The 3324-nt window shown below is 73.7% G+C and carries 3 protein-coding genes; all 3 read left to right on the top strand.

The genetic code is table 11. The annotated features are described in order from the left end of the window. Window positions 1–233: sigma 54 modulation/S30EA ribosomal C-terminal domain-containing protein (locus AB0O00_RS33355; RefSeq protein ID WP_363658217.1), on the top strand; the 233-nt coding region annotated here is incomplete at its 5' end. Window positions 234–442: 209 nt separating this feature from the next. Further along, complete coding sequence (locus AB0O00_RS33350; RefSeq protein WP_363658215.1) at window positions 443–880, top strand: hypothetical protein; 438 nt, start codon at window positions 443–445, stop codon at window positions 878–880. A gap of 193 nt (window positions 881–1073) precedes the next feature. Continuing rightward, the coding region (locus tag AB0O00_RS33345; protein WP_363658213.1) for an RICIN domain-containing protein at window positions 1074–3324 on the top strand (2251 nt) is incomplete at its 3' end.

The following is a 3324-nucleotide window of genomic DNA, read 5'->3' as shown; positions in this document are numbered from 1 at the left end:
GGGGCGGGTACCGCCGGCGCGGAGAGCTCGGCGAGCTGGACAAACTCGCCGGACTCGGCGAGCACCCGGAGCCCGTGCCGTGCCTCGACCTCCGCCAGGCGGCCCGGCAACTGTGGCTCACCGGGCGGCCCTTCGTCTTCCACGCCGACCCCGGCGACGGCCGCGGCCGGGTGCTGTACCGCCGCTACGACGGCCACTACGGCCTGATCACGCCGGTGCCGGACGGCGGCTGAGGGACACGGCTGAGGGCCGGAGACTGAGGGCCGGAGACTGAGGACGGCGGTCGAGGGACGCCCGGTGCGGTGGGCCGGTGTGATCCGCACGGTGTGGACACGAAGTTGCGGGCCGGGAGGTGAGGGCGGGACGGCCGGGGGGAAGGAGACCCCCGCACGCCGTTCCGCCACCGAACCGGTCCGACGCCAAGAGACGGGAACTGGGAGCCATGGACTGCGAGGACGAGGTCATGCTGACCGTCCGGATCGGCGCCGCCGAACGGGCCCTGCTGCGCTCCCTGGCGCGCGACCGCGGCGGTGACGTCTCCGAGGTCGCGGTGGACGGCCTGCTGGATGTCATCCCCGCCCTGGACGGTGACGCGGCCGTCCTCCGCCTGCGGCGCGTGCTCGCCCGGCCCGCGCCCTGCGCCGTGACGCTCTGGCTGCCCGCGCCGGTCGCCGACCTCCTGCCGCTGCTGGGCGAGCGCCTCTCCCGGACGGGCGGCCCTTCGGCGGGCCCGGCGAGCGCCGCGCTGTCCGCCGCCCTGCGGCTCTGGCTCGCGGCCGACCCGGCGGCGCTGGCCGCCGCCCTCGCCCGCCTGCGCTGCGGCCGGGGCACCCGGCCGGGGCCGGCGGTGGCCGGCCTGCGGGCCACGCGCGCCGCCTGACGCGCTCCGGTGCGCGGTGATGCGGGGTGATGCGGGGTGATGCGCACTCAAACCACAGCCCGTTCACGCGCCTCAAACATTTTCGAAAGAAGTTTCTGTTATTCCCACCCGTCCCATCCGGTCTCCCAAGTGTCGGAAGGCCCGGCGCCCGTCACCACAGGGGCGCGGGCCGTCGCACGAGGAAAGGAACGCGATGGGACACCGCAGCACGGAGCTCCGTCGACGCAGGCGCAGGCGGTTCACCCGCAGGACGACGCTGATCGCCGCGGCGGTCGCCGCCGGTCTGGTCGCGGGCGCACTCGGCATCTCGACCGCACTCGAACCGGCGAGCAGCCGCAGCAACGCCACGGTGTCGGCGGACGGTCCGGCCCTGGGCAACCAGGCGGGCGTGGTGTCCGACGACGGCAGCGGCGAGACCGGGACGGCCGAGGGCGCGACCCAGGCCCCGGCGCCCAAGCGCGACCAGAAGGCGGCCCCGCTCAAGGAGATACCCAAGGACCAGCCCGACCGCGGCCTGGTCTACGCCGGTCTGAGCCTGCCCAACGGCGACCGCTGCGCCGGCTCGCTGCAGGTCGCCGGCGGCCAGCTGTGCAGCCACGGCCCGGACGCCCCGCCGAAGGACGTCGACATCCACAAGGACGTCGCGCCGGTGGCCGCCGCGGCCGCCCAGGCGCCGGTGCTCACCCCGTCCGCGAACGCCCAGCCCCCGTCCGCCGCCGACCTGTTGAAGGGCGCCGCGCCGGTTCTCGACGCCGGCCAGAAGGCGCTGCTCGGCGACCCGGCCGGTGCCCCGCAGCAGAGCACCCCGGCCGCGTCCGGCGGTTCGTCCGTGGTCTGCGAGGGCGACGGCAGCAGCGGCAACCGCATCCAGGTGGTGTACGTCCACGGCCCCGGCAACGACCGTTACGCCCAGTACCTGGCCTCCTTCAAGAAGTGGGCCGCCGACGTCGACGTCATCTACAACGCGAGCGCCCAGGAGACCGGCGGCGCGCGGCACGTCCGCTTCGTCACCGACTCCGACTGCTCCGCCTCCGTGCTGAACGTGCAGGTCTCCGACGCCGCGATCCAGGACTTCAACGCGAGCAACAACGCCATCGCCGCGCAGGGGTTCAACCGCAAGGACCGCAAGTACATGATGTTCACCGATGCCAAGGTGTACTGCGGCATCGGCACCTTCGCCGGCGACGAGCGCCCCGGCCAGGACAACCTCAGCAACTTCGGCCCCTCGTACGGCCGGACGGACTCCGGCTGCTGGGGCGGGCACACCGCGGCGCACGAACTCGGCCACAACCTGGGCGCGGTGAACAACAGCGCGCCGAGCACCAGCAAGGGCGGCCACTGCGTCTACGACTACGACCTGATGTGCTACTCGGACTACCCGTACTACCCGCAGATGAAGGTGGTCTGCCCGGACCGTTCGCACTACGACCGGCTCGACTGCACGCACGACGACTACTACAGCACCGACCCGAAGCCGGGCAGCTACCTCTCGTCGCACTGGAACGTCGCCAACAACCGCTTCCTGATCGCGGGCGGCGGCACCGGTCCCGGCCCGACGCCGTCCCCGACCGCCACCGCGACGCCGTCCCCGACCGCTTCGCCGACCCGCACCGCGTCGCCGTCCCCGACTGCTTCCCCGACCGCGACCGCTTCGCCGACCGCGACGTCGTCCCCGACCGCGACGTCGTCCCCGACCGCGACCACGTCCCCGACGGCGACCGGTACCCCGACCACGACGCCGAGCCCGACCGCCACGCCCACCACAGGGACCGGCTCACCTGATGTGACGGCCAGTCAGATCACCCAGAACTCGGTCATGTTGAGCTGGCCCGCCGTCGCGAACGCGGCCGGTTACGACGTCCTGCTCGGCGGCCAGAGCATCGGCACCGTCCGCGCCACCGTCGTCGGCCTCGTCCGCCTCGCCCCCGGCACCTCGTACAGCGTCGCGGTCGCCGTCCGCGACGCCGCCGGGTCCGTCGGCAAGCCGGGCCGCACCGTCACCTTCCGCACCGCCGCCGACGCCGGGCGCCCGCAGCCCGGCACCCACTACACGATGGTCAACGGCCTCACCGGCCAGGCCGCCGACCTGTGGGGCAGCTCGATGAACGACGGCACCGTCGCGATCGCCTACCAGCGCACCGGCTACGCCAACCAGAAGTGGTCGTTCGAGGACGCGGGCGACGGCGCGGTGCGGATCAAGTCCGTCCGCTCCGACAAGTGCCTGCAGCTGGGCGGCGATCCGGTCGCCGGCCAGTACGTCGCCCAGCGGCCGTGCTCCGAGGACGCCGCCCAGAAGTGGCAGCTCACCGCCTCCGGCGGCGGGTTCAGCCTGACCGCGGCCGGCAGCTCGCTGGTGCTCGGGGCCAGCGACCGCTGGTACTACGGTGGTTGGCTGCTGGAGCTCCAGCAGCCGAATGGCCAGCCGTACCAGAACTGGTCGCTGC

It is taken from the genome of Kitasatospora sp. NPDC093558, assembly GCF_040683475.1.
GTDB lineage: Bacteria > Actinomycetota > Actinomycetes > Streptomycetales > Streptomycetaceae > Kitasatospora.
The sequence above is the reverse complement of the archived record's forward strand: the minus strand, read 5'-3'. Positions and strand labels throughout refer to the sequence as shown.